Source organism: Mesorhizobium hawassense (assembly GCF_003289945.1).
In the GTDB taxonomy this organism is placed as follows: Bacteria; Pseudomonadota; Alphaproteobacteria; order Rhizobiales; family Rhizobiaceae; genus Mesorhizobium; species Mesorhizobium hawassense.
The window spans coordinates 270,574-295,818 of record NZ_QMBP01000008.1 but is presented as its reverse complement, the minus strand read 5'-3'; the positions used below and the strand labels follow the sequence as shown (position 1 = coordinate 295,818).

At 63.3% G+C, this 25,245-nt stretch carries 32 protein-coding genes; 11 read left to right on the top strand and 21 right to left on the bottom strand.

Translation table 11 applies throughout. From position 1 onward, the window contains the following. Positions 1 to 86: 86 nt before the first annotated feature. Positions 87 to 530: a MarR family winged helix-turn-helix transcriptional regulator gene (locus tag DPM33_RS18775; RefSeq protein WP_112098914.1), complete on the bottom strand. Its 444-nt coding sequence runs from the start codon at positions 528 to 530 to the stop codon at positions 87 to 89. A 149-nt stretch (positions 531 to 679) separates the two neighbouring features. Between DPM33_RS18775 and DPM33_RS18770 the strand changes: the two genes are divergently transcribed. Continuing rightward, positions 680 to 1,543 (top strand): alpha/beta fold hydrolase, encoded by an 864-nt coding sequence (locus tag DPM33_RS18770; protein ID WP_112098946.1) that lies wholly within the window; start codon positions 680 to 682, stop codon positions 1,541 to 1,543. An 82-nt stretch (positions 1,544 to 1,625) separates the two neighbouring features. Here DPM33_RS18770 and DPM33_RS18765 read toward each other — a convergent pair whose 3' ends face one another. Then, positions 1,626 to 2,855, bottom strand: a complete 1,230-nt coding sequence (locus tag DPM33_RS18765; protein WP_112098945.1) for an MFS transporter — start codon at positions 2,853 to 2,855, stop codon at positions 1,626 to 1,628. A gap of 112 nt (positions 2,856 to 2,967) precedes the next feature. Between DPM33_RS18765 and DPM33_RS18760 the strand changes: the two genes are divergently transcribed. Together DPM33_RS18760 and DPM33_RS18755 are read left to right on the top strand one after the other, a co-directional pair. Beyond that, positions 2,968 to 3,837, top strand: a complete 870-nt coding sequence (locus tag DPM33_RS18760) for an AraC family transcriptional regulator (protein ID WP_112098913.1) — start codon at positions 2,968 to 2,970, stop codon at positions 3,835 to 3,837. Positions 3,838 to 3,946: 109 nt separating this feature from the next. Next, positions 3,947 to 4,507 carry a dihydrofolate reductase family protein gene (locus DPM33_RS18755; RefSeq protein WP_112098912.1) on the top strand — a complete coding sequence of 187 codons (561 nt, stop codon included), beginning with the start codon at positions 3,947 to 3,949 and terminating at the stop codon, positions 4,505 to 4,507. Here the strand turns inward: DPM33_RS18755 and DPM33_RS18750 are convergent. The 7 genes from DPM33_RS18750 to DPM33_RS18720 form a co-directional block, all read right to left on the bottom strand. Then, on the bottom strand, positions 4,504 to 5,439 hold the full coding sequence (locus DPM33_RS18750) for a ribose-phosphate pyrophosphokinase (RefSeq protein WP_112098911.1): 936 nt from the start codon (positions 5,437 to 5,439) through the stop codon (positions 4,504 to 4,506). The genes DPM33_RS18755 and DPM33_RS18750 overlap by 4 nt on opposite strands. Positions 5,440 to 5,599: 160 nt before the next feature. Then, positions 5,600 to 6,226, bottom strand: coding sequence for a hypothetical protein (locus DPM33_RS18745; protein ID WP_112098910.1), 627 nt, complete (start codon positions 6,224 to 6,226; stop codon positions 5,600 to 5,602). A 55-nt stretch (positions 6,227 to 6,281) separates the two neighbouring features. After that, positions 6,282 to 7,433 carry a M24 family metallopeptidase gene (locus tag DPM33_RS18740; RefSeq protein ID WP_112098909.1) on the bottom strand — a complete coding sequence of 384 codons (1,152 nt, stop codon included), beginning with the start codon at positions 7,431 to 7,433 and terminating at the stop codon, positions 6,282 to 6,284. Then, entirely contained in the window at positions 7,433 to 8,221 is a 789-nt protein-coding gene (gene pgeF, locus DPM33_RS18735; protein ID WP_112098908.1) for a peptidoglycan editing factor PgeF, read from the bottom strand. Before pgeF ends, DPM33_RS18740 begins: the two co-directional genes overlap by 1 nt. An 88-nt stretch (positions 8,222 to 8,309) precedes the next feature. Then, entirely contained in the window at positions 8,310 to 9,377 is a 1,068-nt protein-coding gene (locus DPM33_RS18730; RefSeq protein ID WP_112098907.1) for a class I SAM-dependent methyltransferase, read from the bottom strand. Further along, positions 9,374 to 10,261: a prolipoprotein diacylglyceryl transferase gene (lgt, locus tag DPM33_RS18725; RefSeq protein WP_112098944.1), complete on the bottom strand. Its 888-nt coding sequence runs from the start codon at positions 10,259 to 10,261 to the stop codon at positions 9,374 to 9,376. Before lgt ends, DPM33_RS18730 begins: the two co-directional genes overlap by 4 nt. Positions 10,262 to 10,366: 105 nt before the next feature. Next, positions 10,367 to 10,606 (bottom strand): BrnA antitoxin family protein, encoded by a 240-nt coding sequence (locus DPM33_RS18720; protein ID WP_112098906.1) that lies wholly within the window; start codon positions 10,604 to 10,606, stop codon positions 10,367 to 10,369. A gap of 208 nt (positions 10,607 to 10,814) precedes the next feature. Here DPM33_RS18720 and DPM33_RS18715 point away from each other — a divergent pair, with 208 nt between their 5' ends. From DPM33_RS18715 to DPM33_RS18705, 3 genes are all read left to right on the top strand, one after another. Continuing rightward, positions 10,815 to 11,117: an accessory factor UbiK family protein gene (locus DPM33_RS18715; protein WP_112098905.1), complete on the top strand. Its 303-nt coding sequence runs from the start codon at positions 10,815 to 10,817 to the stop codon at positions 11,115 to 11,117. Between the two features lie 316 nt (positions 11,118 to 11,433). Continuing rightward, on the top strand, positions 11,434 to 11,934 hold the full coding sequence (locus DPM33_RS18710) for a type III secretion system chaperone family protein (RefSeq protein WP_112098904.1): 501 nt from the start codon (positions 11,434 to 11,436) through the stop codon (positions 11,932 to 11,934). A 12-nt stretch (positions 11,935 to 11,946) separates the two neighbouring features. Further along, positions 11,947 to 12,306 carry a tRNA-binding protein gene (locus DPM33_RS18705; protein WP_112098903.1) on the top strand — a complete coding sequence of 120 codons (360 nt, stop codon included), beginning with the start codon at positions 11,947 to 11,949 and terminating at the stop codon, positions 12,304 to 12,306. Here DPM33_RS18705 and DPM33_RS18700 read toward each other — a convergent pair. The 4 genes from DPM33_RS18700 to DPM33_RS18685 form a co-directional block, all read right to left on the bottom strand. Then, positions 12,298 to 13,362 (bottom strand): glycosyltransferase family 4 protein, encoded by a 1,065-nt coding sequence (locus DPM33_RS18700; protein WP_112098943.1) that lies wholly within the window; start codon positions 13,360 to 13,362, stop codon positions 12,298 to 12,300. The two genes, DPM33_RS18705 and DPM33_RS18700, sit on opposite strands and share 9 nt — an antisense overlap. A gap of 230 nt (positions 13,363 to 13,592) precedes the next feature. Further along, positions 13,593 to 15,008, bottom strand: coding sequence for an ATP-binding protein (locus tag DPM33_RS18695; RefSeq protein WP_112098902.1), 1,416 nt, complete (start codon positions 15,006 to 15,008; stop codon positions 13,593 to 13,595). 52 nt (positions 15,009 to 15,060) lie between these two features. Beyond that, the gene (locus DPM33_RS18690) at positions 15,061 to 15,780 is read right to left on the bottom strand and encodes a response regulator (RefSeq protein ID WP_040989639.1); all 720 of its coding nucleotides are present in this window, start codon (positions 15,778 to 15,780) and stop codon (positions 15,061 to 15,063) included. Then, positions 15,767 to 16,297, bottom strand: coding sequence for a MarR family winged helix-turn-helix transcriptional regulator (locus tag DPM33_RS18685; protein WP_425373537.1), 531 nt, complete (start codon positions 16,295 to 16,297; stop codon positions 15,767 to 15,769). The genes DPM33_RS18690 and DPM33_RS18685 overlap by 14 nt, the downstream gene beginning before the upstream one ends. A 256-nt stretch (positions 16,298 to 16,553) precedes the next feature. Between DPM33_RS18685 and DPM33_RS18680 the strand changes: the two genes are divergently transcribed. The 3 genes from DPM33_RS18680 (at position 16,554) to DPM33_RS18670 (ending at position 18,680) form a co-directional block, all read left to right on the top strand. Then, positions 16,554 to 17,447, top strand: a complete 894-nt coding sequence (locus DPM33_RS18680) for a branched-chain amino acid aminotransferase (protein WP_112098900.1) — start codon at positions 16,554 to 16,556, stop codon at positions 17,445 to 17,447. 146 nt (positions 17,448 to 17,593) lie between these two features. Continuing rightward, positions 17,594 to 17,902: a hypothetical protein gene (locus tag DPM33_RS18675; RefSeq protein WP_112098899.1), complete on the top strand. Its 309-nt coding sequence runs from the start codon at positions 17,594 to 17,596 to the stop codon at positions 17,900 to 17,902. Between the two features lie 136 nt (positions 17,903 to 18,038). Continuing rightward, positions 18,039 to 18,680, top strand: a complete 642-nt coding sequence (locus DPM33_RS18670) for an MBL fold metallo-hydrolase (RefSeq protein ID WP_112098942.1) — start codon at positions 18,039 to 18,041, stop codon at positions 18,678 to 18,680. Positions 18,681 to 18,792: 112 nt separating this feature from the next. Here DPM33_RS18670 and DPM33_RS18665 read toward each other — a convergent pair whose 3' ends face one another. The 3 genes from DPM33_RS18665 to DPM33_RS18655 all read right to left on the bottom strand — a co-directional run bounded on the left by DPM33_RS18665 (position 18,793) and on the right by DPM33_RS18655 (position 20,083). Beyond that, a complete protein-coding gene (locus tag DPM33_RS18665) occupies positions 18,793 to 19,203 on the bottom strand; it encodes a BA14K family protein (protein WP_112098898.1) in 411 nt (136 codons plus the stop codon). 218 nt (positions 19,204 to 19,421) lie between these two features. Beyond that, positions 19,422 to 19,634, bottom strand: a complete 213-nt coding sequence (locus DPM33_RS18660) for a cold-shock protein (RefSeq protein ID WP_006202521.1) — start codon at positions 19,632 to 19,634, stop codon at positions 19,422 to 19,424. A gap of 236 nt (positions 19,635 to 19,870) precedes the next feature. Next, entirely contained in the window at positions 19,871 to 20,083 is a 213-nt protein-coding gene (locus DPM33_RS18655) for a cold-shock protein (protein ID WP_006202520.1), read from the bottom strand. Positions 20,084 to 20,534: 451 nt separating this feature from the next. On the opposite strand from DPM33_RS18655, the gene DPM33_RS18650 reads away from it, so the two are divergent. Beyond that, on the top strand, positions 20,535 to 20,933 hold the full coding sequence (locus DPM33_RS18650; RefSeq protein ID WP_112098897.1) for a Kazal-type serine protease inhibitor domain-containing protein: 399 nt from the start codon (positions 20,535 to 20,537) through the stop codon (positions 20,931 to 20,933). Between the two features lie 197 nt (positions 20,934 to 21,130). Beyond that, positions 21,131 to 22,765 (top strand): tetratricopeptide repeat-containing sulfotransferase family protein, encoded by a 1,635-nt coding sequence (locus DPM33_RS18645; RefSeq protein WP_112098896.1) that lies wholly within the window; start codon positions 21,131 to 21,133, stop codon positions 22,763 to 22,765. 16 nt (positions 22,766 to 22,781) lie between these two features. Here the strand turns inward: DPM33_RS18645 and DPM33_RS37770 are convergent, their stop codons facing one another. From DPM33_RS37770 to DPM33_RS18620, 5 genes are all read right to left on the bottom strand, one after another. After that, positions 22,782 to 23,396 carry a dihydrofolate reductase family protein gene (locus DPM33_RS37770; protein ID WP_425373536.1) on the bottom strand — a complete coding sequence of 205 codons (615 nt, stop codon included), beginning with the start codon at positions 23,394 to 23,396 and terminating at the stop codon, positions 22,782 to 22,784. 62 nt (positions 23,397 to 23,458) lie between these two features. Continuing rightward, the gene (locus DPM33_RS18635) at positions 23,459 to 23,812 is read right to left on the bottom strand and encodes a DUF1428 domain-containing protein (protein WP_112098895.1); all 354 of its coding nucleotides are present in this window, start codon (positions 23,810 to 23,812) and stop codon (positions 23,459 to 23,461) included. Between the two features lie 164 nt (positions 23,813 to 23,976). Continuing rightward, positions 23,977 to 24,393 (bottom strand): VOC family protein, encoded by a 417-nt coding sequence (locus DPM33_RS18630; RefSeq protein ID WP_112098894.1) that lies wholly within the window; start codon positions 24,391 to 24,393, stop codon positions 23,977 to 23,979. A 149-nt stretch (positions 24,394 to 24,542) separates the two neighbouring features. Continuing rightward, positions 24,543 to 24,725: a hypothetical protein gene (locus DPM33_RS18625; RefSeq protein ID WP_041012788.1), complete on the bottom strand. Its 183-nt coding sequence runs from the start codon at positions 24,723 to 24,725 to the stop codon at positions 24,543 to 24,545. 85 nt (positions 24,726 to 24,810) lie between these two features. After that, complete coding sequence (locus tag DPM33_RS18620; RefSeq protein WP_112098893.1) at positions 24,811 to 25,206, bottom strand: nuclear transport factor 2 family protein; 396 nt, start codon at positions 25,204 to 25,206, stop codon at positions 24,811 to 24,813. Between the last annotated feature and the right edge of the window lie 39 nt (positions 25,207 to 25,245).

The following is a 25,245-nucleotide window of genomic DNA, read 5'->3' as shown; positions in this document are numbered from 1 at the left end:
GGTACTCACGTACCCAAAAGTACGCTCCGTTCCGGTTCTCGGAACTCACCGTTCTCGACTCGGCCTGACCTGAATCTCAACACACCTCACGCGAGGTCGGTCGCCAGGCTACAATTCAAAGCATTGCGAAGAGCCTGGACCTGACGGTTGAGTGCATCGAGGTCAGCCAGCTTCATGCCTGAGCGCTCGATCAGGGTCTCGTTCAGGCAATTGCACTGGACGAGAAGGGCTCGCCCGCCGGGGGTCAGGTCGACCTGCACCTGGCGCTCGTCTGTCTGGCTGCGCCGGCGGGTGACGAGACCGGCCTGTTCCATTCGCTTCACCAACGGCGTGATGGTGCTCGATTCCAAAGCAAGCCGATGCGCGATGCTGCCGACCGACAGGCCGTCCGCCTCTCCCAGGGCATTGAGCACGAGATATTGCGGATAGGTTATGCCCATCTCGTCCAGCATCGGCTTATACGTACGATTGATTGTCATGCTGGTGGCGTAAAGCGTGAAACAGAGCTGATTGTCCAAGGGAAGAGGCACGGCAGTTTCCTTTTGCCGACTGATCCCGGATTGTGTACCACGAAAAACGTTATCGTGATATATATTTTTATGGAAAAGCAGGTTCGGTCGCGATATCGATATAGTTATCGCGATATTACTTATTGCGAAAATCAATAGAGGAGATGGAGATGACTGAAGCTTCGCACGCCAATGCCGGCTCGGGCAGCGGCACGATCACCACCAAGGACGGAACGCAGATCTTCTACAAGGATTGGGGTACCGGTCAGCCGATCGTTTTCCACCATGGCTGGCCGCTGAGCAGCGACGACTGGGATGCCCAGATGCTGTTCTTCCTGGCACAAGGCTATCGCGTCATCGCCCATGACAGGCGTGGCCATGGCCGTTCCAGCCAGACCGACACCGGCAATGAGATGGACACCTACGCGGCTGACGTGGCGGCGCTCGCCGCGCATCTCGACCTCAAGAATGCCATCCATGTCGGCCATTCGACGGGCGGTGGCGAAGTGGCGCGCTATGTCGCGCAATACGGCTCGGGCGGTCGTGTCGCCAAGGCGGTGCTGATCGGCGCGGTGCCGCCGATCATGCTGAAGACGCCGGCCAATCCCGGCGGCCTGCCGATCGAAGTGTTCGACGGCTTCCGCGCTGCCCAGGCGGCCAACCGGGCGCAGTTCTTCCGCGACGTTCCGGCTGGTCCGTTCTACGGCTTCAATCGTCCGGGCGCGGTGGTATCGCAGGGGGTCGTCGACAATTGGTGGCGCCAGGGCATGATGGGGGGCACCAAGGCGCATTACGACTGCATCAAGGCCTTCTCGGAAACTGATTTCACCGAGGATTTGAAGAAGATCGACGTGCCGGTGCTGGTCATGCATGGCGATGACGACCAGATCGTGCCCATCGCCGACTCGGCGCTGCTGTCGATCAAGCTGCTCAAGAAGGGCGAGCTCAAGGTCTATAAGGGCTTCCCGCATGGCATGGCGACCACCCATGCCGATGTCATCAACGCCGATCTGCTGGCCTTCTTCAAGGCCTGAGTTCCGCGTCCGGAAAGCAAAAAAGCACCCGCCAACCGGCGGGTGCTTTAGATCTTAGGCTCTTAGCGGCCGTGGCCGGTGATCAGGCCTTCCGCGCTTCCTTCATGTTGGGCAGGAAGACCGTCAGCAGGCCGAGGAAGGGCAAGTACGAGCAGATCTGATAGACGAAATCGATGCCCTTGATGTCGGCGACGACGCCGAGCACCGCGGCGGCGATGCCGCCCATGCCGAAGGCGAAGCCGAAGAAGATGCCGGCGATCATGCCGACGCGGCCGGGTACCAGTTCCTGAGCGAAGACGACGATGTTGGAGAAGGCCGACGACAGGATCAGGCCGATCAGCACGGTCAGCACCATCGTCCATTCCAGATTGGCGTAGGGCAGCGCCAGCGTGAAGGGCAGCACGCCGACGATCGAGAACCAGATCATCGCCTTCTGGCCGTAACGGTCGCCGAACGGGCCGCCGAGCAGGATGCCCAGCGCCGAGGCGCCGAGGAACAGGAACAGCATCACCTGGCTCATCTGCACCGAAACCCCGAACTTATGCATGGAGTAGAAGGTGTAGTAGCTGGAGAGCGAGGCGATATAGGCATTCTTGGTCAGCACCAGCAGCGTCAGCACGGCCAGGGCCCACATGACCTTCTTGCGCGCGAAGGGCGATACTTGAGCGACCTGCTTGCGCGTCGCCATCGAGGCGCGCAACCGGCTGTACCAGCCGCCGACCTGCCACAGGACGACGATGCCGATCAGCGAGCCGACGGCGAACCAGGAGATGCTGGTCTGCCCGAACGGCACGACGATGAAGGCGGCGAGCAACGGACCCATCGCCTGACCGAAATTGCCGCCAACCTGGAACAGCGATTGCGCCAGGCCGAAGCGGCCGCCCGAGGCAAAGCGGGCGATGCGCGAGGATTCCGGATGGAAGATCGCCGAGCCGATGCCGATCAGCGAGGCGCCGATCAAAAGCAGCCAGTAGTGGCCGGCATGGGCGAGCACCACCAGCCCGACCAGCGACGAGGCCATGCCCCAGGGCAAGGAGTAAGGCATCGGCCGCTTGTCGGTGATCATACCGATCACCGGCTGCAGCAGCGAGGCTGTTACCTGGAAGGTGAAGGTCAGAAGGCCGATCTGCCAGAAATCGAGACCGTAATTTTCCTTGAGCAGCGGATAGATCGCCGAAAGCAGCGACTGCATGATGTCGTTGACGCAGTGGCAGAAGCTCACCGCAAGAATGACGGTGAAGGCCGTCGCTTGCGCCGAGATGTTGCTTGCCGGCGCCGGTGCGGCGACGGAGGTGGCGGTCGTATCAGTCAAGGCAAATGCTCCGTAGGCTACTCGCGGCGAACCGCAGCCGGCCTTATAGGCCTGTTGCCAAGCGACTTCTTTCGTGGTTTGGTCCAATAGTTTCGCAAGTGGGCCACATCCGATGCCACATGGCCGGGAAATCTTCAAAGGCGATGCCGCCGAGCTCGGCCGGCTGCATCAAAGCCGCTGGCAATGGCTGGAGGAGGCGGTCGGGCCGGCGGTGGCGCTGCCGACGGAATACCCGGACGGCTATCACGTGCCGCAACACCGCCATAGCCGCAGCCAGTTGCTACACGCGCTGGTCGGCGTGGTGCTGGTGACGACGAAGCACGGGCGCTGGATGGTGCCGCCCGACCATGCGATGTGGATACCGGCCGGTACCGTGCATTCCGTCGAGATGCTGGGCGACGTCTCGATGCGCTCGGTCTATGTCATGCCGGACGCCATTGCCGGTCTGCCCGAGGGCCTGCGCGTCGTCGGCATCACCGAGCTGATGCACAGCCTGATCGTGGAATCGGAGAAACTGCCGCAGGGCGGCGAGCTCGAAGGGCGCGCGGCGCTCGTGATGGGGCTTCTGCTGCACGAGATCCCGAACCTGCCGGAACGGCCGCTCGGCCTGCCGTTCCCGTCCGATCCGAGGCTCGCGGCGCTTTGCCGGCGTTTCGTGGCGGCGCCTTCGCCGCATGCGACGATCGACGAATGGGCGGATGCCGCGGGCATGAGCCGGCGCTCCTTCACCCGCGCCTTCCATCGCCAGACGGGATTGTCGCTGTCGACATGGCGCCAGCAGGCATGCCTGTTCGCGGCGCTGCCCAGGCTCGCCGACGGCGAGCCGATCACCAGGGTCGCGCTCGATCTTGGCTATGACAGCGTGCCGGCCTTCATCACCATGTTCAAGCGCATGCTCGGCGCCTCGCCGCGCGGCTATATGCGCGGCGCCCGCGATGCCGGCGACAGCCCGCGGCGCACAGGCGGCTCGATCGCGGCGTGAGGCAGATGCAGCCGTAAGCCTCAGCTCTCAGACCCTCACGATGGATACCGATTGCAATCTGCAATCGGTTATGATCTTTTAGCTGGGAGCAAAGATCGGAGGAAGCCGGGTGGCAACGATCGTCTATGCCATGCTGACGTCGCTGGACGGCTACATCGCCGGCCCGGGCGGAGACATCGACCTGCCAATTCCCGAAGAGGAATTGCACCAGCATTTCAACGACGAGATGCGCCGGACGTCGATCGCGCTCTGCGGGCGCCAGATGTATGAGGCCATGCGCTTCTGGGACAGCCCGGATCGGGAGATCGCCGCCGAAGACGTCGAGCGGGATTTTGCCCACGCCTGGCGCGAAACGCCGAAGATCGTGTTCTCGACCACGCTTCGAGAGGTCGGGCCGAATGCGCGTCTGGTGAAGGGCGATGTCGAGGCGGTGGCAAGGTCGCTGAAGGCGGAAACGGATGGCGAGATTTCCGTCTCCGGCGCCGAGCTTGCCAGGCATCTGGCGCGCGCTGGGCTGATCGACGAGTACCGGCTCTATGTGCATCCAGTCGTGCTGGGCGGCGGCAAGCCGTATTTCCAGTCCGGCCTGTTGCTGGCGTTGAAGCCGCTCGGCACGCAGGGCCTTGCGCAAGGCGTCACGCTGCTGCGCTACGCGCCGGTCGTGAGTTAGTCGAACAGGCTCGACACCGATTCTTCCGTTGCCGTGCGCGAGATCGCCTCACCCATCAGGTCGGCGATCGAGATGACGCGGATGTTCGGCGCGTCGAGCACGGCCTGGCTCGGCTGGATGGAATCGGTGATCACCAGCTCCTGCAACTTCGAGCCGGCGATGCGGGCCACCGCGCCGCCCGACAGCACGCCATGGGTGATGTAGGCGGTGACGCTGGTGGCGCCGTTGGCGAGCAGCGCGTCAGCGGCGTTGCACAGCGTGCCGCCGGAATCGACGATGTCGTCGATCAAGAGGCAATCCTTGCCGGCGACCGCGCCGATGATGTTCATGACTTCCGATTCGCCGGGACGCTCGCGGCGCTTGTCGACGATGGCGAGCTGGGCGTCGAAACGCTTGGCCAGCGCGCGCGCCCGCACCACGCCGCCGATGTCGGGCGACACGACGACGACGTTGCCGAGCTGCTTGTATTTGGCCTTCACGTCGCGGGCCATCACCGGCACCGAGAACAGATTGTCGGTCGGGATGTCGAAGAAGCCCTGGATCTGGCCGGCATGGAGGTCGAGCGTCAGCACCCGGTCGGCGCCGGCGCGGGTGATCATGTTGGCGACGAGCTTGGCCGAGATCGGCGTGCGGCCCGACGCGCGGCGGTCCTGCCTTGCATAGCCGAAATAGGGGATGACCGCCGTGATGCGCCGCGCCGAGGAACGCATGAACGCGTCCATCATGATCAGCAGTTCCATCAGGTGGTCGTTGGTCGGATACGAGGTCGACTGCAGGATGAAGACATCCTCGCCGCGCACGTTTTCCTGGATCTCGACGAAGATCTCCTGATCGGCGAAGCGCCTGACGCTGGCCTTCCCCAGCGGGATGTTGAGATAGCGAGCGACCGCCTCGGCCAGCACCCTGTTGGAATTGCCCGCGAAAAGCTTCATGCACCGTTCCTGGTGAAGGATGGAGAGGCCGGAGAGACTCTCATGAGCCTTTTATGCGGGGCTTTTAGCGGCCCGCGCCGGTATTGCAAGCCTCGTTGTGGGGAATCCTTCCGGCGACCGCAACAAACACGGAAAACATCGCAAGCCGGCAACAGTTCGGTCAACCGGCGCCGCCGCTGCCCAGCCACGCGGCGAACTGGTCGATCGTCTGGTCGGCAATGGCCTGCATGGTCGCTGGCGCCACAGTGGGCCAGCCCTCGCCGCTGCCAACGGAAGGCGCCTTCTGCTGGCCGTTGATGCGATGCAGGCGGTTTCCGGAGGGGTCGTAAATATCCCAGACATAGATGACGGTCGTGTCCTTGCCTTCGGACATCGTCGAGAAATAGCCTTTCAGCACATGCGTCGCCGTCTGGTCCGTGCTGCCGACAAGCGTCAGGCCGCGCTGCTTGGCGCGGGTCTGCAGCTCCGCCGTCAACGGTGCGGCCACATCCACGGATGCGCCAACGATAGGCGCCACCTGCAGTCGCGTCTTGGCGAGGGCCGCGGTCTGGGTCGGCGTTGCGCGTGTCGGGGACGATGCCACGGTGGAAGGCGCTGGTGAAGGCGCGGGCGCGGTCGTGGTCGGAGATGTGACCGCAGACGACGTGCCTTGCGCAGGGGGCAAAGGCTGGGCCGAGCTTGCGGGCGGGGTGATGGCCGAAGGTTCCAGCACGTCCTTGGCATTGGTGCAGGCGCCAAGCGCCAGCGCCGCAAGCAATGACACGGTCGTCACCTGCGATCGTCTCATCTGCCTGAAAACTCCCTAGTGGCGAACGCCCCCGCGTGAACCAACCATTATGGATTCACTGCACGATCAAGTCGAGATCATGGCGCGACAGCGGCTTCGGCGCCGATTCCGTCGTCAGGTAGGTGCGGCCAAGGGTCATCGCGGTCTCGGTCTCGGAGTCCATGATGATCATATGCGCGAACAGCGTCATATTGGGCGCGATCGGTTCCGGGTTGCCCTGGTAGAACATCGGCATGTCCATCCAGGACGGGGTAAAGCGGGCGCCGACAGAGTAGCCGCAGGCATTCAGGCGATGCTTGGTCAGATTGTGCGCCTCAAGCGTGCGGGCGTGCGCGTCGAAGACATCGCCGAAAGTGTTGCCCGGCGTCATCGCCTTTTCGACCGCGAGCAGGGCGGCGCGGGAAGCGTCGAACAACTCCTGATGGCGCTTCGACGCCTTGCCGGTCAGAACCGTGCGCATCATCGGGGCATGATAGTGGTGGAAGACGCCGGCCCATTCGAGCGTCAGCTGGTCGTTCTTGGTGAGCTTGCGCCGGCCGGCCTTGTAGCGGCAGAGCAGGGCATCGGCGCCGGAGCCGATGATGTATTCGTTGGCGGGATAGTCGCCGCCGCCGGCAAAGACCGCGCCCTGCATGGCCGCTAGGATGAGCCCTTCGTCACCGCCCTGCTTGATCAGCGGCAGGGCGGCATCCAGCGCGTCGTCGGAAAGATTGGCGGCCTTTTCCGCCTTGGCGATCTCGGCCGGGCTCTTGAACAGGCGCAGCCGGCCGACGATGCCTGAAGCATCGGCGATTTGGCCGAAGGTCTGCAGCTGTTCGTCGACGCGACGGCCATTGTAGGCGGTCAGGCCATGGGTGTCGTATTCGACGCCGATGCGGGCGCCGAGCAGGTCGAGGTCGTTGAGCAGGTTGCGCAGGTCGATCGCCGGATTGGCGCCCTGGCGATCGGTCCACAGCATGATGTTTTCTATGGTCGAGGTGTGGCGCGCCTGCCTCAGATCGGCGGAACGAGTGAGCAGCACCATCGAGCCGTCGGCTTTCACCACCAGGCACTGGAAGAAGCAGAAGCCGAATGTGTCGTAGCCGGTCAGCCAGTACATGCTCTCCTGCGCGAACAACAGCACGGCGTCGAGCTTCTTGTCGGCCATCTCGATCAGCAGCCGGTCGCGCCGCGCGTCGAATTCCGAACGTTCGAAATGCAGCGCCATTATTCTTTCTCCAGAACGATTGCCGAAACCTGGCGCCCGTAATCCGCTTCCTTGCGGTGAGTGGTGCGCCGGTAGGAATAGAAGAGGTCTTCTTCCGCGTAGGTACAGCGGCCAAGGCCCTCGGCGCTCACGCCGGCCTTGCGCAGCCGGTCGACCGTATATCGGTTGAGGTCGAACATCGAGTGGCCGGCCGTCCTGGACGGATTGAAATAACGGTGATTGCCGGCATCGGCCTCGACGAAGCGGGTGACGAATTCCGGCCCGACCTCGTAATTGCCGGGGCCGATGGAGGGGCCGAGCACGGCAACGATGCGCTCGCGGGCCGCGCCGAGACCTTCCATCGCGGCGACGGTGTTTTCGAGCACGCCGGTGAAGGCGCCCTTCCATCCGGCATGGGCGGCGCCGATGATGCGCGCCTCGGTGTCGGCGAAAAGCACGGGCCCGCAATCGGCGGTCGAGGCGCCGATGGCGATGCCCGGACGATCGGTGACGATGGCGTCGGCCTTCGGACGAGGCCCCGCGAAGGGTTCGCGGGCGACGACGACATCCGGCGAGTGGACCTGATGCGCAGTCAACAGGTGATCCGCCGGCACGCCCATCCAGGCGGCAACGCGCCGCCGATTCTCGGCGACCAGCGTTTGATCGTCGCTGGAGCCGGTGCCGATGTTGAGGCCCCGATAAATGCCGTCGGAGACGCCGCCGATGCGGGTGAAATAGCCGTGGCGAATGCCTTGCGCCTTTTCAAGCAACGGCGAGCGAACTGGATCGGGTCTGGTCTGATTCAGCATGGCTGGGTTTGTCGTCCGTGCAAGGCCGGTTCGTCAAGGCGAAGTTCGGACGACTGGCAGGACCAGGCGTCTGGGCTGCCCGCCGTTCTCAGACGGTTCGCGCCGCCGGCATGATCTTCATCACCTTGAACAGTTCACCCATGGCGTCGGGACCGGCCAGGCGTTCGACCGCGTCTGAAATGGCTTTACGCGTGCCGGCATCGGCATCGGCGCCGAGCGTGCCGGCGCGCTCGAGCAGGCCCATGCCGAGCAGGAACTCGCCCTGGGTCGCCATCTCGACATCGAGCCGATGTGGGCGCACCGCCGCGGCAAGCGCGGCGAAATCGACATGAGACGTCAGATCGGCCTCGCCGGGATTTGCCAATACGTCTTCATGCCGGTGCCGGCGCAGAGCCTGCAGCGTGTCGCCGATGCCAGGCCGCAGATGACCGTAGTCGACAAAGAGGCCCGCGCCGCCTTGTGTGGCGATACGTTCGGCGATCGCCGCCATCAGTGCCACGCGGGCGGGGGCCAGTTCGGCGATAGCCCCTTCAGGCGCGTCGGCGGCATCGCCAGGCAGCAGCGAGGGGTCGAGCGAGCCCGCGCCGGCGAAGAAGCGCAGCGCGTTATCGTCATCGAGGCCGACCATGCGCTCGCGCCAGCCATCGCCGGCACGTACGAACTGCCGGATAGGCACGGCATCGAACAGTTCGTTGCCGACGATGAAGAGCGGCTGCGGCGGCAGCGTGTCGATGGTCTGGTGCCAGGCAAGTGCCGCGCTCTGCCCGGCGAGCGTCTGTCGCTGGATTTCCGCCAGGCGCGGGCTGGTCTCGATCATGGCAAAGGATGCGCCGGCGGCGAGGGCCGGGTCGAGTCGCGAAAAGGTGCGCAACATATCCTTCATCAGCGTGCCACGACCAGGTCCGATCTCGGCAAAGGTCGCGGGCAGAGGCCGGCCGGCGCGCTGCCAGGCCTGGTAAAGCCAGACGGCGACGAGCTCGCCGAACATCTGGCTGATCTCGGGCGCGGTGATGAAATCGCCGGCGGCGCCGAAGGGCTCGCGCGTCGTGTAATAGCCCGCGTCGGGATCGAACAGGCAGAGCGCCATGTATTCGCTGATCGGGATCGGCCCCGTCGCGCCGATCAGGCCTATGATGCGCTCTTTCAGCCCGCTCATGCCGCCTGCGGCTGCGTCACCGGCTTTGCCGTCGCCATGGCCCAGACGCCGGCGAGCACCATCGGCGTCGACAGAATCATGCCCATGGTCAGCCAGTTGGTGTAGAGCAGGTAGCCGAGCTGCTGGTCGGGCTCGCGGAAGAACTCGACGAAGATGCGCGACAGGCCGTAGCCGCAAATGAAGGCGCCGCCGACAAAGCGCGGCGCCTTCAGTTTCAGGCGCGAATGGGTGAGGAAGCGCAGCACGAGGAACAGGACGAGGCCTTCGAGCAGCGCTTCATAAAGTTGGCTCGGATGACGAGGGTCGAGACCAGCGGGGCATTGGCCCAGCGCCCGCTGAAGGCGGTCGTTGCAGAAGACGACACCCCAGGGCATGTCGGTCGGCCTGCCCCAAAGCTCAGCATTGATGAAGTTGCAGATGCGCACCAGCCCAAGACCGACCGGAACGCCGGCTGACACCACGTCGAACAATGTCCAGGTGTGGATGCCACGCTTGAGCGAAAACAGCGTCATGGCGAGGATGACGCCCAGCAGGCCGCCGTGGAACGACATGCCACCCTGCCAGACGGCGAAAATGTCGAGCGGATGCGCGATATAGCGCGGCAGGTCGTAGAACAGCACGTAGCCGGTGCGCCCGCCAAGCACCACGCCGATCGCCGCCCAGACGATGAAGTCGTCGAGATCCTCGGGCTTCATCGGCAGATTGCCGTCCGGCCACAGGCGAGGGGTGGCGACGAGACGCTTGGCATACCACCAGGCAAAGAGGATGCCGACGATATAGCCGACGCCGTACCAGTGCACCGCAAGCGGCCCGATGTTGACGATGACCGGGTCGACGTTGGGGAAAGGCAGGGAGGCCAGTGGCAGCAGGAAATATTCGCTCAAAACGGGGTCCCCGGTGACGGTCACGATCGGGCGCGGACCATGCGGCAGGGTTTTGGCGCGGTCAAGGCAAGGCGATTGTTGTTCTGACCGGCACGGCGAGCGGTTTCAAACCTGAGGCTTGCCGGCGACAATTTGCCTTAATGCGTCGTTGATCCTGTCCTGCCAGCCGGGACCATCTTCCTGGAAATGGTCCAGCACAGCTCGATCGATCCTTATCGAAACAAGCTCTCTGACGTTTGGCGCCGCCGCGGCCTCGCGAATCGGGGCAGCCGGTTTTTTGACCGGCTTGAAGGCGGCTTCCGCGGCGGCCATCGGGTCTGTCGGTCGGCGCGGGGGCGTTGCCATTGGTTGATCCTGACTTGAAGAGTACGGAAACAGTGCACAGACAGTAGGCGATTTGGCGTGCTGAAGTACAGGTCGAGGCGATGTGGCAGCTTCGTTCAGGCATGGCGCTGCCATGCGCCATAGCAACGCAGAGGTGGCATCGAACCTCAACGTTCTTGCATTCCGCGTCGCGCCCCACTACGTCAAATCAAGCAAGCGAGGATCTGCCATGTCGACCGGACCGAACCGCATTCTCGACGAATTCGCCAAGCTGATGACCGATGCGGCGGGCGCCGCGCAGGGCGTGCGGCGCGAGGTGGAGACGGCGTTCCGGGCGCAGGCCGAGCGCATGCTGAACTCCATGGATATCGTGCAGCGCGAAGAGTTCGAGGCCGTGCGCGAAATGGCGGTCAAGGCGCGGGAAGACAATGTGCAGCTGGCGACGCGCGTAGAGGCGCTCGAGGCCAGGCTCGCCGAACTGACCGGACAGGCCGCACCTGCGGCTGCTGCGAAGCCCCGCGCAAAAAAATAATCGTTAAACTTTTCCACATAGCGCGATCCGAAAAATCGCTTTGCCGTGAATCGCTTACCGGCATTGCATGAATCTTTGTGACAGCAACCTTTCCACATGCGGATGCCGCAGTGCGAAAAATTGGGCTGTTCACGCGACTCCCGATCAATAGACTGAATTTGTTGCATGATTCGAAGCAGGGTCATGCGCCGGGCGGTGGGGTCCGGTCTGGGGTCTTTGCGCTGAGAAGTTCCTGGCCGTCCGAGTTCTAGACAGAATTGTTCGTCGTGTGTGCCCCGCGGAGCGTGTGGCGCTCCCCTGAACACAGGAAGCATCCATGGAACTTCTCGAACTCGAATTCTCCCGCGAAATCCACCCGGTGGACGTCATCGAGCAGGTGGCCCACAACAACGACTGGTCCTTCGAGCGTGCCGGCGACGACGAGATTTCGATTTCGGTGGCCGGCAGCTGGACCGACTACCATGTCTCCTTTTCCTGGATGGAGGATTTCGAGGCGCTGCATCTGGCCTGCGCCTTCGACATCAAGGTGCCGGAAACGCGCACGCTGGAAGTGATGCGGCTGTTGTCGCTGATCAACGAGCAGATGCTGTTCGGGCATTTCGACCTGTGGGAGCAGGAAGGCGCCATCATGTTCAGGCAGTCGCTCCTGCTTGCCGGCGGGGTCGAGCCTTCGAGCCAGCAAGTGGAGGTGCTTTTGTCCTCGGCGCTCGAAGCCTGCGAATGCTATTTCCAGGCTTTCCAGTTCGTCGTCTGGTCGGGCACTTCGGCCAAGGACGCGCTCTCCAGCGTGCTCTTTGAGACGCACGGAAACGCCTGAGCACAGTCACCGATGAGTTCGAGCAGCGCGCGCAAACCCGAGATCAGCTTTGCCGATTTCGACCGCGTCGACATCCGTGCGGGCACGATCGTCGAGGCCGAGCCATTTCCGGAGGCGCGCAAGCCCGCGTTCAAGCTCAAGATCGATTTCGGCCCGTTGATCGGGGTGAAGAAGTCGTCGGCGCAGATCACCAAATACTACGCGCCGGAAACGCTTATAGGCCGGCAGGTCTTCGCGGTGGTCAATTTCCCACCGCGCCAGATCGGTCCGTTCATGTCGGAAGTGCTGACGCTAGGCTTTCCCGATGAAGAGGGCGCGGTCGTGCTCGGCGCCGTCGAACGCAAGGTGCCGGATGGCGGACGGCTATTCTAGGACCAGCCTCGGCCTGCCGGAAGCCACGACATCCTGATCGGCGCGCTTGCGCGGCATGCCCAGCGCTTCGTCGACCGCGTCGAGGAACATTTCGGCGCAGGCCTTCCAGCTGTAGCGCATCGCGCGCTGGCGCGCTTCGGCGCGATCGACCCCAAGCGCCTTCATAGCCGCCTCGCCCAGATCGTTCGACACGGCCCCGCCAACACCGTCGCCGACAATGTCGATCGGCCCGGTCACCGGATAGGCGGCGACGGGCGTCCCGCTGGCCAGAGCCTCGATGATGACGTTGCCGAAAGTATCGGTGCGGCTCGGGAAGACGAAGACGTCGGCCGACGCGTAGATTTCCGCCAGCTCGTCATTCGGACGATGGCCGAGGAAATGCGCTTTGGGGTAGCGCGCCTTGAGCCTTGCCAGTTCCGGTCCTTCGCCGACGAGGATCTTGCTGCCGGGCAAATCGAGGTCGAGGAAAGCGGTCAGGTTCTTTTCGATCGCTACGCGGCCGACGCACAGGAAAACCGGGCGCGCGAATTCGGTTTCCTTGCGCTTGTCGGGCCGGAAATGGTCGGTGTCGACGCCGCGCGTCCACGGCCTCAGCTTGTTGAAGCCGCGCGCAGCGAGATCGTCTGCCAGCGACTGCGTCGCCACCAGCGTGCCCTGGCCGGAATTGTGGAAGTCGCGCAGCCAGTTGTAGGCCCAGCGCTCCGGCACCGGCAGGCGAGCGCTGAGATATTCGGGAAAGCGCGTGTGGTAGCTGGTGGTAAAGGGGCGGCCGGCTCGGCGGCAATAGCGGCGCGCCATGATGCCGAGCGGACCCTCGGTGACGATGTGGATATGATCGGCCTTGGCAGCCTCGATCCGGCGGGCGACATGGCCAGGCGTCGTCAGCGCCAGCCGGATGTCGGGATAGGTCGGCATCGGCAAGGTGCGAAAGAGGTTCGGCGTCAGGAAATCGAGCTCGACGTCGAAGGGCTTCAGCGCCTCGGTCAGGCGTTCCAGCGTGTGCACCACACCGTTGACCTGCGGCCGCCAAGCGTCGGTGACCATCAGGATACGCATGGCGATCCTGATACGCATGGCGACCCCGATGCGCATGACGGTCCTTTGCCGGAATAATTCCCGGGCGCGCCGGCGCGGTGCCGGAACGGCAACCAGGCGGCAGCTCGCGCCTCGCTCCAGCGCACCCGGGCGGGCGCGGGATCGAAGCGGGGCGGCGGGGCCGAATCAACAGGGGTCGCGCGCTTCATGGGCGCTCTTGACCATGATTTCATGACGGGCGGATGAAGGGCTTACGCCGGAACCTTGATCACCGCGCGCAGGCCGCCGAGCGGACTATCTTCCAGGCTGATGTCGCCCCCATGGCTGCGGGCGATGTCGCGGGCGATCGACAGGCCAAGCCCAGTGCCGCTGGCGTCGAGGTTGCGCGCCTCGTCGAGCCGCAGGAAGGGCTTGAACACCTCTTCGCGCTTGTCGGGGGCGATGCCTGGGCCATTGTCGTCGATGGTGACGGTGAGCGAGCCGCGGCCGTGGTTGGCGTGGACCTCGACGGTCTTGGCGTAGCGGAAAGCATTGCCGATGACGTTCGAGAGCAAACGGGCAAAGGCGTTCGGCCGTACATGCACGGTCGGATCGCCGCTCAGCGTCGTCGTAAGCTTGCACTTGCGCAGTTGCGCTTCCTCGCCGAGCTTCTGCAAATAGGTCTCGAGGTCGAAACGGCCGGTGTCCTCCGCGGCCTCGCCGCGGGCAAAGGAGAGATAGCCTTCCAGCATCGACTGCATGTCGTCGATGTCCTGGTTGAGCGCGGCCTTGGTCTCGGACTTGCCGCCGGCCAGCGCCAGTTGCAGCTTGAAGCGGGTGAGGATGGTCCTGAGATCATGGCTGACGCCGGTCAGCATGGCGGTGCGCTGCTCGATCTGGCGCTCGATGCGCTCACGCATCTGGATGAAGGCGAAGCCGGCGCGACGGACTTCCTCGGCGCCGCGCGGGCGGAAATCGCGCGGCATCGGCCGGCCCTTGCCGAAGCTCTCTGCGGCCTCGGCAAGCGTCAGGATCGGCCTGATCTGGTTGCGCAGGAAGGGGATGGCGATCATCAGAAGCACCAGCGAGGTGCCGACCATCCAGATCAGGAAGATGTGGGTGTTGGAGGCATAGGCCTGGCTGCGGCGCACGAAGACGCGCAGCACCTTGCCTTCAAGCTGGACGCGAACCTCGACGACGTTGGAGTTGCCGACCGTGTCGATCCAGAACGGACGGTTGATCTGCTTTGTGATTTCGGACGACAGGGCCTCGTCGAGGATCGAGAAGAACGGTCTCGGGCCGGGCGGTGGCAACGGATCGGGCGGCAGCAGATCCACCTTCAGCTGCATTCGGTCCTGGGCGATGCGGATGATGTTGGCGTAATCGGCGTCGTGCGGATAGGTCTCCATCATGTCGATGACGGCGGCTATGTCCGCGATCGTCGCCTGCGACAGGCGCTGGGTTACCGTCTGCCAGTGGCGTTCCATGAAGACGAAGGCGACGACCGACTGCAAAAGGATCATCGGCGCGATGACGATGATCAGCGAGCGGGCATAGAGCCGCTTCGGCATATAGAGCGCGACCAGGCGCCAGAACCGGTTCCAGGCGCGCGGCATCGCCCTCAGCGTCCGCATCGCAAGATCGCCGAGGCCGCCCCCTTCAGGCTGTTCCAGTTGCGTGGTCGCCATTCGCCCTTCCGCTCGTCGATGGCCTGTTCAGCAAAGGGCCTTCGACGGTAATTTACTCGACGCTGAGCCGATACCCAATACCGCGCACGGTCTGCAGCCACACCGGATTGGACGGATCGCGCTCGATTTTGCGGCGCAGCCGGTTGATCTGCACGTCGATGGTGCGTTCGCCGACATCCGATTCATCGCCGACAAGCTCATGACGCGGTATGGTCTCGCCCGCCCGCGCGGCGAAGATCGCCAGGATCTCCTGCTCGCGGTCGGTCAGCTTAAGCGCCTCGCCGCCGCGCTTCAATTCGCGCTTGGCGATCTGGAACGTGTAAGGCCCGAACACCAGCTGTTCCACCTTCGGCGTCGCCGCCGGCCCGCCACGGCGCAGGATGTTGTTGATGCGCAGGATCAGTTCGCGCGGATCGAACGGTTTCGGCAGATAGTCGTCGGCGCCGGCCTCCAGCCCGGTGATGCGGCTGTCGGTCTCGGACAGCGCCGTCAGCATCAGGATCGGCACGTTCTTCTCGGCCCGCAGCGCCTTGGTGAGGTCGACGCCGGTTTCACCCGGCATCATGACGTCGAGCACCAACAGGTCGAAGTCGAGCCCTGCGAGCTTGCGCCTGGCTTCGCCGGAATTGCCGGCGACGGTGACGCGAAAGCCGTTCTCGGACAGATACTGCTTGAGCAGGTTACGGATACGCGTGTCGTCATCGACAACCAGGAGGTGCGGCGCGTCATCGTCGGGCGCGGCCGGATGATCAACCTTCTCAATGGTCTCCATGGTTCTTCCCCGATGTTTGCGCAGGCACAATGTCGATCTGCGCTCTTAGTTCCGGATTGACCATCGCTTCCAGGAATCGCTCGATCGTGGCGCGTTCGGTGGCTCCAGAATCCTCCAATGCCGCACGGATGCGGCGCGACTGTGGCCGCGCCAGCGCCAGCGCCAGGGCGCGGCCCTTGGCGGTCGGGTAGAGTTCGCGTTGCCGGCGGTCGCGCGGACCCTGCACCTGGACAATATGATCGGTATCGATCAGCTGTTTCAAGACCCGCGCAAGGCTCTGCTTGGTGATTTTCAGCACGTCGAGCAGTTCTGCGACGGTGAGGCCCGGCCTGCGGTTGACGAAGTGCAGCACACGATGATGGGCGCGGCCGAAGCCGTAATCGGCAAGGATCTGGTCCGGATCGGAGGTGAAATCGCGATAAGCGAAGAAAAACAGTTCGATGATGGCGAAGTCAATGCCGTCGTCATCGGTGATCGCCGTCCTGATCGGTTTTCCGGCTGCGGGGCTCGTCATCATTTCTCCATGCGAGGCGGGAATTATGTCAGTACTATTGACGTAATTTCCGGGCAATGATAATTTTTGACAAGCTTTTCGGCGGATTGCGAACGAAAAGGCAAGCGGAAGCCGCTTTTCCGGAACTTCCTGAGTTTGCCACGGATTGAATATCCGCCTACGCTTTCAAGCACTGGCCAGCGTTCCGGACCCTGTGGCGGGGCCGGCACCAAAGCCTATAGGACATAACGATTTGCGGGCCCGCCCGCGGGAGGTTTCCATGGCATCCGTTCCCTTCGATCAACTGGAAGGCTTCATCTGGATGAACGGCGAGTTCGTCAAATGGGCCGACGCCAAAATCCATGTGCTGACCCACGGCCTGCACTATGCCAGCGCCGTCTTCGAGGGCGAGCGCGCCTATGGCGGCCAGATCTTCAAGCTGACCGAGCACAATGAGCGCCTGCATGAATCGGCGCGCCTGCTCGGTTTCAAGATTCCCTACGCGGTCGCCGAGATCGACGAGGCCTGCCGCACGCTTCTGAAGAAGCAGGGTTTCCAAGACGCCTATGTGCGTCCGATCGCCTGGCGCGGCAGCGAGCAGATGGGCGTTTCGGCGCAGAACAGCCGTATCAACTGCGCCATCGCCATCTGGCAGTGGCCGAGCTATTTCGACCCGGCGCAGAAGCTCAAGGGCATTCGCCTCGATGTCGCCGAATGGCGCCGGCCCGATCCGCGCACCGCGCCGTCCAAGTCGAAGGCCGCCGGCCTCTACATGATCTGCACCATGTCCAAGCACGCCGCCGAGGCCAAGGGCTACGCCGATGCCATGATGCTCGACTGGCGTGGCCAGGTGGCCGAAGCCACGGGGGCCAACATCTTCTTCGTCAAGGACGGGAAGATCCATACGCCGACGCCCGACTGTTTCCTCGACGGGATCACCCGCCGCACCGTGATCGGCCTGGCGAAGGAGCGAGGTTTCGAGCTGATCGAGCGCGCCATCATGCCGGAGGAACTCGAAGGTTTCGAGCAATGTTTCCTCACCGGAACGGCCGCCGAAGTAACGCCGGTCTCGGAGATCGGGCCCTACCGATTCGAGGTCGGCGAGATCGCCAAGACGTTGATGAACGACTATTCTGCTGCAGTGCAACCAAAGCACGCCATCGCCGCAGAATAGCGATAGTCACAGCTTTTTTGTGCAATAGGGGCGGTTTTCGAGCCGCCCTTTTTATTTAAGCTTTCACGCATTTGACTTTCGAGTGGTTCGGCGTCTCATGATGGTGTCGGCCCTTGGAGGCTGGCGGCTATGGAGGGACCAGTTACATGGATACGAACACGATTGTTCAGATCATTGTACAGGTGATTGCAGGTGTTATCGGCGGTCAGGCGGTAGGTGTGGCGCTGAAGCAGGCGGCGATGGGTCAACTCACCAAAATCCTCGGCGGCGCCATCGGCGGCGTCGGCGGCGCGGCCATTCTCGGCAGCCTGCTCGGCGGTGGCGGGGTTGATGCGGCAGCGGCAGCGGGTGGCATCGGCAGCGCGATCGACCTGAAGAACATCCTTGGCGGCGCCGGCGGCGGCGCGATCCTTACCGGCATTCTCGGCGCGGTCATGGGCGCGATGAAGAAATAGACCTAGCCACATTTTCAGGTCCGTGCGTGGGCGGCTCCGGCCGCCCATTTCTTTTCGAGGAAGGTTCGCGTCGCCGATGGTGGACGCGAACCGCCATGGCCTCTACATCAGTGGCCCACATCTCGAAAGGAATGCCATGGGTCAGCTCAATGCCGGCATCGTGCCGGTCACGCCCTTCCAGCAGAACTGCACCATCCTGTTCGACATGGACGACAAGGCCGGTGTCGTGGTCGATCCCGGCGGCGATATCGATCAGGTGCTCAAGGCGCTGAAGGACAACGCCATCAGAGCCGGCGCGATCTGGATCACGCATGGCCATATCGACCATGCCGGCGGCGCGATGGAGCTGAAGGATGCGCTCGGCATCGACATCATCGGCCCGCATGAAGCCGACAAGCCGCTGCTTGCCAATCTCGAGAACCAGGCCAAGCGCTTCGGCCTCACCGATCCGGTGCGCAATTGCGTGCCGGACCGCTTCCTCAGCGAAGGCGAGACGGTGTCGTTCGGCAATCATCAATTCGAGGTGCTGCATTGCCCCGGGCATGCGCCGGGCCATGTCGTCTACTACAACCGCGCGGCCAAGTTCGCGCATGTCGGCGACGTGCTGTTTCGCGGCTCGATCGGGCGCACCGATCTGCCCGGCGGCGATCACGCCGCGCTGATCGCCTCGATCAAGGAAAAGCTCCTGCCGCTTGGCGACGATGTCGGCTTCATTTGCGGCCATGGGCCGGGCAGCCGTTTTGGCGACGAGCGGCGGACCAACCCCTTCTTGACCTGACCGCAAAAGAAAAGCGCCGCTGGGGGCGGCGCTCTTAGGGCAGGGAACCAGCTTTGTTGGACGCAATTCCGAACGGAAAACCGCTTCACACTTTTCCTGGAATTGCTTTGGCTCAGTTGGCGACGCAGAAGTGCTGGTCACCGTCATTGCCGGTGAAGGTGCCGGTCCGCGAATTGAAGGTGCGGTAGCGGTCCGAGCAATACTCGTACCAGGCCCGGGTCCACGGCTCGGCATAGCGGTCCGCGTAGACGACCCGGGGTTGCACATAGTAGCGGCGCACCGGCCGGTCAGGATAATAGCCGTCATCATAGGCCGGGTCATAATAGCGCGGCCCGGGGTTGCTGAGCGCGCTGCCGATCAGGGCGCCGGCCGCGAGGCCGACAACGCCGGCAGCAAGGGCGTCGCCGCCATGATGGCGATGATGGCGCCAGCGCCAGTCATCGGCATTGGCCGCCGAGAAGGTGGCCAGGGTGGTCGCGGCAATGCCCGCGGTCAGGATGGCGGTCTTGAGAAAACGGTTCATTTTCGGTCTCCTTCGCGCCGGCCTGCGCATTTTTTCAGGGGATGCGGACCGGCTTTAGCAAAGGTTAATAGAAGACCGTGGCTGAACGGAGGCTGAACGGAAATCGGCGCAATCGATTTTTTCGAGGCCCGGCGATCTTTTGGAAGTCCGGCCACGACCCATTCCGGGCGGGAGCAGTCCCGCCTGAAAAGCCTCCGTCGGATCCGTCGTGAGCCGGCTTAGCCGATCGACAGATTGACGGCCTTCGGACCCTTGCCGCGCTTGTCCGGCTCGGTGTCGAATGTCACTTTCTGCCCATCCTCAAGACCGGGAAGGCCCGACGCCTGCACAGCCGAGATATGGACGAAGACATCCTTCGCGCCATCGTCGGGCGTGATGAAGCCGAAGCCCTTGGCATGGTTGAAGAATTTGACGGTGCCGGTCTGCGGCATGGGAAACTCCTTTGATCCCATCAAGTCAAGTCTCGGGCCGGCAAACTGCCCGAGAGGAAATTTGTCCTTTATTTTAGCGCTATCGGCAAGAGAAAGTTTTCGCCTGCCGATCCAAGCATTTGCGCGCAAAAAAGGCGCGACGGTTCGGTCGCGCCTTTGCAATTTCGAGCCTGTCCAAAAGCCCGTTTATGATCCTGCCGCATCATTGCATTCGCAAGGACAGGCGGTCGCGCCGATCAGGCGGCGCGCAGGTTGACCGCCTTCGGGCCTTTGCCCATGCGGTCCGGCTCGACGTCGAAGGTGACCTTCTGGCCGTCGACCAGCGTGCGCAGGCCAGATGCCTCGATCGCGGAAATGTGGACGAACACGTCCTTGGCGCCGCCATCCGGCGTGATGAAGCCGAAGCCTTTGGTGGCGTTGAAGAACTTTACGGTACCGGTCTGGGCCATTGGGGAAACTCCTTCACCCGTGTCAGTCTTGGTGGTCTGCCCGCTGCCTCGCGCCTTGGGCAAATCCCGGTGGTTGCTTCGGCGGACATGCATTCGCGCATGGTCAAACCCCCCGCCGAAAAACGGGGTTGTCAGAGATTCACACTTATCGGGGAAAGGTCGTCCAAAACGTTCCGCTCTCCGGGTCGCAAATGCCCGAACGGGGAAATTTATTACACGGAAACGTGATGGTTGCAAGACGACGGTCGCGGGCGGCCAGCGGCGCGTCCAACGCAGGCGCCTCGATAGACCCCGTGCCACCGCCGGTCATCGGCCAGAGACAGGCCAAGCATGGGCCAGGGTGAGGTCGCCGATCGAGGGTTGCGGCTCCACAAACGGTGGTTGCGTTTGCTGCGGGGAATGCGAGGATGCCGCAGGCCGATAGCATGGCACCGGGATAAAAGAGGGACATATGCGACTTGTTGCGATCTCTCGGCGGAGCCTGGTCACTTTCGTCCTGTCCGTGCTCCTGGCGGCCTGTACGGTGGTCGTCGACGACGACGGGCCGCGCCCGCGGCCACCCAAGCCGAATCCGCAGCTCTGCACCATGCAATACCAGCCGGTCTGCGCCCGGCGCGACGGCGACCGCCAGACCTTCGCCAATGCCTGCCTGGCCGAAAGGGAAGGGTACCGCATCGTGCGCGACGGTCCTTGCCGCGCCGGCGGCGGCGGTGGAGGCGGCGAGCAGACGTTCTGCACGCGCGAATACGCCCCGGTCTGCGCCAGGCGCCATGGGCAAGAGCGAACCTTCCCGAATGCCTGTGAGGCCCGCGCGGCGGATTATCGCATCGTCGGCGACGGGCCTTGCTGAGGAAGTCTCGGTGTCCGTTTCCACAGGTGGATATGGACGCCACGACGCGCGTGGTATTGCTTAGCCTTGAATCTCTCGCCCGCATGGCTTAGGTCCGGCGGACCAACAAACACGGCAGGTTTCCCATTAACAGAGATCAAAGAAGAGCGGCAAACGCGGGCGGCAAGTCAGGAACGGCCAGCCCGCTCGATCCCTATGTGCAGCGGGCGCTGCAATTGCATCAGGCCGGCCGCCGCCAGGAAGCCGAGGCGCTCTACCGGCAAGTGCTGGGGCAGCAGCCGAACCATGCCGCCGCTTTGCATTTCCTCGGATTGCTGCTGCACCAGACCGGCCGCAGCGAGGAAGGGCTCGATCTCATCGAGCAGTCGGTGACGATGCAGCCCGGTAATGCCGACTTCCTCAACAATATGGGCACCGTCATGCGCGACCTCGGTCGGGTCGCCGCCGCCGTCGATTTCTTCCGCGGCGCGGTGGACATCCGGCCGGAGCAATTGGCGGCGCGCGACAATCTCGGCTCGTCGCTGAAGCAGCTCGGCCAGTTCGGCGCCGCCGAGGAGATCTACCGTGGCACAATCGGCCGCAACCCGTTCCATGTCCGCGCCCGCATCGGCCTTGCCGAGACGCTGCAGGAGGCCGCGCGGCTCGATGAGGCGATCGCCCTGTTCCGCGAGTCGTTGTCGATCAGGCCGAAAGACGCCGAGCTGCTTTACGGGCTGGGTGTCGCGATGATGGAGAAGGGCAAGCTCGACGAAGCCGCCGATCTTGCCCGTCAGGCCGTCGCGGTTGCTCCGGCCATGGCCAAGGCCTGGCTGCTGCTCACGCAGGTCAAGCGCCAGACCGAGCGTGACAAGGAGCTTGCCGGCATGGAAGCCGAGCATGCCAAGGCGCCGCAGGGCAGCCTTGCGCGCATGCAGCTTTCCTTCGGTCTCGGCAAGGTCAATGACGACCTCAAGGACTATGGCCGCGCCTTCGACTATTTCGCCGAGGGCAACGCCATCCGCCGCCAGGGTATCGACTACGATCCGGTCCGCACGCGCGACGAATTCGAGGCGATGAAGGCGGTCTTCGACGAGGCCTTCTTCGAGACGCACCGGACGAGCGACATTTCCGACGAGACGCCGATATTCGTCGTCGGCATGCCGCGCTCCGGCACCACGCTGGTCGAGCAGATCATCGCCAGCCACCCGCAGGTCTATGGCGCTGGCGAGTTGAACATCCTGAAGACGGCCGTCGGCAAGCAGTTTCCAATGAGCATGCCTGGTGGATTCCCCGCAGGGATCGCCGACATGCCGGACAAGACGTTCGCAGAAGCCGGCCAGGCCTATCTCGATATGCTGCATAGCCGCTATCCGGGCTATCGCCATGTCACCGACAAGATGCCGGGCAACTTCATGTTGATCGGCTTCCTGCACATGATGCTGCCGAAGGCCAAGATCGTGCATTGCGCCCGCGATGCGGCGGCGACGTGCCTGTCGATCTTCAAGGTGCATTTCCGCGGCGACAGCCACCGCTATGGCTACGATCTCGGCGAGCTCGCCGACTTCCACAACCTCTACACCGACATCATGGCGCATTGGCACAAGATGCTGCCGGGCGTCGTGCACGACGTGCGCTATGAGGATTTCGTCGCCGACCAGGAAGGGCAGGCGCGAGCGCTGATGGCGCATCTCGGCCTGCCGTGGGACGACAAGGTGCTGTCGTTCCACGAGACGGACCGGCCGGTGCGCACCGCCTCCGCCGCGCAGGTGCGCCAGCCGATGTATCAGGGCTCGGTCGATCTGTGGAAGCGCTATGGCGATCGGCTGAAGCCGCTGCTCGACAAGCTGGGCTGAACAGCCACGTGCCGGATCAGGATGACGTCGGTTGAACGTCGTCCGGACCCCTTGGATGCATCAGGCGGCCCGCGCCTTCTGCTCGTAGCGCAGGAAGACGTTGCCGTTGCCGAAGGCCTGTGACCGGGCCAGCTTCACATTGAGCCGGTTGCCGATGCCCTCGAACATCGTCCTGCCGGCGCCAAGCATGACCGGAACGATGACGAACTGGTATTCGTCGATCAGGTTCTCCTCGGCCCAATTGAGCGACGAGATTGCCGCTCCCCAGGATCGTCATGTGATTGCCCGGCCGCTGCTTCAGGTGTCGAAGCTTCGCCGCCGCTCCGCTTTTGACCAACTCGGTGTTTTTCCAACTTGCCGTGTCGAGCGTTCGGGAAAACACGACCTTGGGCATGGCGTTCATGCGTTCCGCCACCACCGGTGCGATCTGCGCGGCCAGCGGCGTCGGCCAGAACTGGATCATCAGGTCGTAGGTAACGCGGCCGAGCACCAGCATGCCTCCGCCCTTGGCATTGTCGGCCACGAAAGCGTTCCATTCCGGATCCTGGCTATGCACCCAGTCCATGCCGCCGTGCCCGTCGGTAAAATAGCCGTCGAGCGATATGCTGTTGAATACGATCAGCTTGCGCATCCATCGGTCCTTCTTGGGAAATAAAGACGAGTTCGGGTCTCGCCGTTGGGGTCGGCACGCGCCTAAAGCTCCACGAACGGCTGGAAGCCGCCGAAGATCATGCGCTTGCCGTCGAACGGCATGGCGGACCAGTCCATCTTTAGACGCGCATCGGCCATCACCTTGGCCATGACCGCATCGCGGCTCTGTCTGGACTCGTAGACGACCCAGGCGAAGATGACGATCTCGTCGTCCTTCGCCTGCACGGCGCGCGGGAACGAGGTCAGCTCGCCATAGGGCACGTCGTCGCCGATGCATTCGACATAGGAAAGCGCACCGTGCTCCATCCAGATGGGGCCCGCGGTGTTGGCCAGCTTCTTGTAGTCGTCGAGGCTTGCCTTCGGCACGGCAATCACGAAACCGTCGACATAGGACATGATGAAACTCCTTTGTTGAAAAACGAGCGCCGGGTCGGCGGGGGAACGACCCGGCGCGGGTGAGCGCGTCATCCCTTGGGGCGACGTCTGCTCTATATCTTTGTTTTCGATGCAATTCCGGGCGGAAAACCGCTCACACTTTTCCTGGAATTGCGCTGGGAAATTCACTTCACAGACGCATTCATCGCCCAGGCGACGCCGAAGGGATCGTTCACTTGACCCCAGCGGTCGCCCCAGAACATCACCTGCAGCGGCGTGACGACTTCGCAGCCGGCATCGACCGCGCGCTGCCACCAGGCATCGATGGCGTCGTTGTCGAGATGGAGCTGCAACGTGTAGCCCTGCGCCGCCTGATGCGGGTGGCCGTGTTCGGGATAGGCGTCGCACAGCATCAGCGTCGAGCCGTTGATGTGGAGATGGATGTGCATGGTGCGGCCCTGCTCGTCCGGCGGATAGGCGAACACTTCCTCCGCGCCGAAAGCCTTCTTGTAGAATTGGGCGGCCTTGGTAGCGCCGTCGACCTGCAGATAAGGGGTCAATCCGCCAAGAACCTTGGCGCGGGGCGGGGTCTGGTCGTTCATTCGCGTGTTCCTCTTCACGGGTTGATCCGGCTTGCGAGCCAAAGGACGGATGAAGCGGCGGCGATCCTACATGCCTCTCGAATTTTTTTTGAAGTGCCTGGCCCGGACAGTCCGTGCGACCGGCAAGCAATCGCGTTGAAAGCGCGACTTTATATGACTTTCGCCGAGAAGGTGGCGGCGCGGCGGCTTTCCCGCGTTTCGAAAATCTCCGGAAAGCCGATGTCCTTGCGCAACTCGGCCGGAAGCGACAGCAGGATGCGCTCGCTGCGATGACGGGCGCGCGCCGCGGCGTACCGGTTCGCAAGGCGGCCGATGGATGACAGTACCGACATAGTGGTTCTCCCTGGTTGATGCCGGCATCATCGTGTCGGCATCCCAAGGACGGAGTGGCATTTGGCGATCCGACAGATCGCCGAATTATTTTTGAAGCACCGATGCGGCCAGCGCCGTGTCGTAGTATTCCACCGCCTCGACGATCTGGCCGCCGCGTATCGTCCAGAAATTGGCTGTGCGTATCACGACCTCCTGGCCGGTGGTGCGGCGTGTCAGATGAATCTCGACCTGCGCCGCGACCTTGTCGCCGCTATGGATGATGTCGATCGGAACATAGCGCCGGTATTCGAAGTCGTCGTTCAGCGCCATGAGCCGCCCAAGGAATTCCTGCTTGCCGCGGGTTACACCAGCGTAGTGCGAATGCTTCGGGTCGGCGACCCAACGGAACTCGACATCGTTGGCGCAATTGGCAAGCGCGCCTTGGATGTCGCGGTTTGCATATCGTTCATAGAAACTGTTGACGAGGTCGACTGCACGCATGGCTCGGTCCCTCCCATTGTTGAGCAACTCAGCATGCGC

Excerpts from the sequence above, each read along its gene's own strand:
- DPM33_RS37770 (WP_425373536.1), bottom strand. The coding sequence starts at position 23,396 with ATGCGCAAGCTGATCGTATTCAACAGCATATCGCTCGACGGCTATTTT.
- DPM33_RS18680 (WP_112098900.1), top strand. The coding sequence starts at position 16,554 with ATGGCATCCGTTCCCTTCGATCAACTGGAAGGCTTCATCTGGATGAAC.
- DPM33_RS18625 (WP_041012788.1), bottom strand. The coding sequence starts at position 24,725 with ATGTCGGTACTGTCATCCATCGGCCGCCTTGCGAACCGGTACGCCGCG.
- DPM33_RS18750 (WP_112098911.1), bottom strand. The coding sequence starts at position 5,439 with ATGAAGCTTTTCGCGGGCAATTCCAACAGGGTGCTGGCCGAGGCGGTC.
- DPM33_RS18690 (WP_040989639.1), bottom strand. The coding sequence starts at position 15,780 with ATGGAGACCATTGAGAAGGTTGATCATCCGGCCGCGCCCGACGATGAC.
- DPM33_RS18630 (WP_112098894.1), bottom strand. The coding sequence starts at position 24,393 with ATGAACGACCAGACCCCGCCCCGCGCCAAGGTTCTTGGCGGATTGACC.
- DPM33_RS18670 (WP_112098942.1), top strand. The coding sequence starts at position 18,039 with ATGGGTCAGCTCAATGCCGGCATCGTGCCGGTCACGCCCTTCCAGCAG.
- DPM33_RS18685 (WP_425373537.1), bottom strand. The coding sequence starts at position 16,297 with ATGATGACGAGCCCCGCAGCCGGAAAACCGATCAGGACGGCGATCACC.
- DPM33_RS18710 (WP_112098904.1), top strand. The coding sequence starts at position 11,434 with ATGGAACTTCTCGAACTCGAATTCTCCCGCGAAATCCACCCGGTGGAC.
- DPM33_RS18660 (WP_006202521.1), bottom strand. The coding sequence starts at position 19,634 with ATGCCGCAGACCGGCACCGTCAAATTCTTCAACCATGCCAAGGGCTTC.
- DPM33_RS18760 (WP_112098913.1), top strand. The coding sequence starts at position 2,968 with ATGCCACATGGCCGGGAAATCTTCAAAGGCGATGCCGCCGAGCTCGGC.
- DPM33_RS18770 (WP_112098946.1), top strand. The coding sequence starts at position 680 with ATGACTGAAGCTTCGCACGCCAATGCCGGCTCGGGCAGCGGCACGATC.
- DPM33_RS18650 (WP_112098897.1), top strand. The coding sequence starts at position 20,535 with ATGCGACTTGTTGCGATCTCTCGGCGGAGCCTGGTCACTTTCGTCCTG.
- DPM33_RS18705 (WP_112098903.1), top strand. The coding sequence starts at position 11,947 with ATGAGTTCGAGCAGCGCGCGCAAACCCGAGATCAGCTTTGCCGATTTC.
- DPM33_RS18635 (WP_112098895.1), bottom strand. The coding sequence starts at position 23,812 with ATGTCCTATGTCGACGGTTTCGTGATTGCCGTGCCGAAGGCAAGCCTC.
- DPM33_RS18655 (WP_006202520.1), bottom strand. The coding sequence starts at position 20,083 with ATGGCCCAGACCGGTACCGTAAAGTTCTTCAACGCCACCAAAGGCTTC.
- DPM33_RS18720 (WP_112098906.1), bottom strand. The coding sequence starts at position 10,606 with ATGGCAACGCCCCCGCGCCGACCGACAGACCCGATGGCCGCCGCGGAA.
- DPM33_RS18700 (WP_112098943.1), bottom strand. The coding sequence starts at position 13,362 with ATGCGTATCCTGATGGTCACCGACGCTTGGCGGCCGCAGGTCAACGGT.
- DPM33_RS18675 (WP_112098899.1), top strand. The coding sequence starts at position 17,594 with ATGGATACGAACACGATTGTTCAGATCATTGTACAGGTGATTGCAGGT.
- DPM33_RS18715 (WP_112098905.1), top strand. The coding sequence starts at position 10,815 with ATGTCGACCGGACCGAACCGCATTCTCGACGAATTCGCCAAGCTGATG.
- DPM33_RS18695 (WP_112098902.1), bottom strand. The coding sequence starts at position 15,008 with ATGGCGACCACGCAACTGGAACAGCCTGAAGGGGGCGGCCTCGGCGAT.
- DPM33_RS18620 (WP_112098893.1), bottom strand. The coding sequence starts at position 25,206 with ATGCGTGCAGTCGACCTCGTCAACAGTTTCTATGAACGATATGCAAAC.
- DPM33_RS18665 (WP_112098898.1), bottom strand. The coding sequence starts at position 19,203 with ATGAACCGTTTTCTCAAGACCGCCATCCTGACCGCGGGCATTGCCGCG.
- pgeF (WP_112098908.1), bottom strand. The coding sequence starts at position 8,221 with ATGCTGAATCAGACCAGACCCGATCCAGTTCGCTCGCCGTTGCTTGAA.
- DPM33_RS18730 (WP_112098907.1), bottom strand. The coding sequence starts at position 9,377 with ATGAGCGGGCTGAAAGAGCGCATCATAGGCCTGATCGGCGCGACGGGG.
- DPM33_RS18745 (WP_112098910.1), bottom strand. The coding sequence starts at position 6,226 with ATGAGACGATCGCAGGTGACGACCGTGTCATTGCTTGCGGCGCTGGCG.
- DPM33_RS18740 (WP_112098909.1), bottom strand. The coding sequence starts at position 7,433 with ATGGCGCTGCATTTCGAACGTTCGGAATTCGACGCGCGGCGCGACCGG.